We start from the raw sequence: 1,366 nt of genomic DNA on the forward strand, positions 1-1,366 counted from the left end.
GCCGCGCGCGACAGTGAGGAAGCCGCGATCGTCCGGCACGCCGCCGTACGACTGGCGGAACGCGCCACACGCTGACGGACTGCACCGGTTCCTCGCGCGCACGGGACCGGACGCAGTGCTCAGTCAGGAGTCCTGCAGGTCCTCCATCAGGGCGATCTCGTCCTGCTGGGCTGACTCGATCGCCTTGGCGAGGTCGATCGCGGCGGCGTACTCACCGTCCTCCTGCTCGGTGCTGGCCATCTCGAGGGCGCCCTCGTGGTGCGCGATCATCAGCTCGAGCCACTTCTGCTCGAACGCCTCTCCTTCGGCGTCCGCGAGGGCGGCCAGGTCATCGGAGCTCGCCATGCCGGACATGTCTCCACCCATGTCGCCCATGCCGCCCACGCCCATGTCGTCATCACCGTGGCCGCCGTTGACGTGGTCACGCATCGTTTCCGGGATGGGCTGGTCCCACTCGTTGAGGAAGCCGACCATCGTCTCGATCTCCGGACCCTGAGCCGTCCTGATCTGCTCGGCCAACGTGGTGAGCTCGGGCGAAAGGCTCCGGCCGTCGGTCAGGTCGACCATGACGAGCGCCTGGGCGTGGTGCTGGATCATGTCGGTGGCGAAGTCGACGTCCGCCTGGTTGAAGTCCTCCGCCGCCGCGATGTTCGAGGCGTCGCGGTCGGCGCCGTGGCCGCCTCCGTGACCGGTGTCGTCGGAACACCCGGCAAGGGCGAAGGAGGTGGTGAGCGCGAGGAGCAGTGTCGTGGTCTTGCTGAGGTTCATGTCTCGTGTCCTGTCGTGGTTCGCTGCTGAAGGGCATGCCGCTGGCCCGACCGACGGTCACGTCGGTCGAGCAGGGAGCCCGATCAGCAGCGCTGGACAGAGAGCGCGAAGCGGCCAGGTGGGCCAGGACCCCGCGCCGACCGAAGGAGCGCCCTTGCTGAGCCGACCCACCTCGGAGGACGGAGCGCTGGTGGGCCGAGCAACAGCAGCAGACCGAAGGCCAGGACAGCGGAGCCCGCACCCAGCACTGCCAGACACAGCGCCATCAGGACGTCTCCGTCACCGCAGTCGGAGCCACATGCCGCGAGGGCAGCGTGGCCCTCGTAGTGCACCAGCCCGCTGGTGACGGCGGCGTGCGCGACGCCGTGGCCAACCTCGTGACTCGCCTCGTGACTGGCCTCGTCAACGGCACCGTGACTCACCCCGTGGGAGCCGAGACCGTGCATGGCGAAGAGTCCCAGGAGCGCGAACGCTCCCAGGAACAGCCAGCGGCCCGAGTCGCGAGTGAAGGCGGTCATTGCTGCTCAGTCTAGGCAGACGAGCCGGCGGCCTCGATCCGTTCCAGCTTCGTCCACCCGGTCCAGCCGCGCTCCTCGAG

General features: G+C 68.8%; 2 protein-coding genes. Both read right to left on the bottom strand.

What is annotated here, in order from left to right; genetic code table 11:
- Positions 1–123 precede the first annotated feature (123 nt).
- Positions 124–768, bottom strand: a complete 645-nt coding sequence (locus tag ACOADB_RS02780) for a DUF305 domain-containing protein (protein WP_378596390.1) — start codon at positions 766–768, stop codon at positions 124–126.
- Positions 769–851: 83 nt separating this feature from the next.
- Positions 852–1,286 (bottom strand): hypothetical protein, encoded by a 435-nt coding sequence (locus ACOADB_RS02785; protein WP_378596391.1) that lies wholly within the window; start codon positions 1,284–1,286, stop codon positions 852–854.
- Positions 1,287–1,366: the final 80 nt, after the last annotated feature.

It is taken from the genome of Nocardioides sp. CPCC 206348 (genome assembly GCF_048654705.1).
Taxonomy (GTDB): domain Bacteria; phylum Actinomycetota; class Actinomycetes; order Propionibacteriales; family Nocardioidaceae; genus Nocardioides.

What these genes read in the sequence shown, in the direction of transcription:
- ACOADB_RS02780 (WP_378596390.1), bottom strand. Translation starts at nt 768, where the DNA reads ATGAACCTCAGCAAGACCACGACACTGCTCCTCGCGCTCACCACCTCC.
- ACOADB_RS02785 (WP_378596391.1), bottom strand. Translation starts at nt 1,286, where the DNA reads ATGACCGCCTTCACTCGCGACTCGGGCCGCTGGCTGTTCCTGGGAGCG.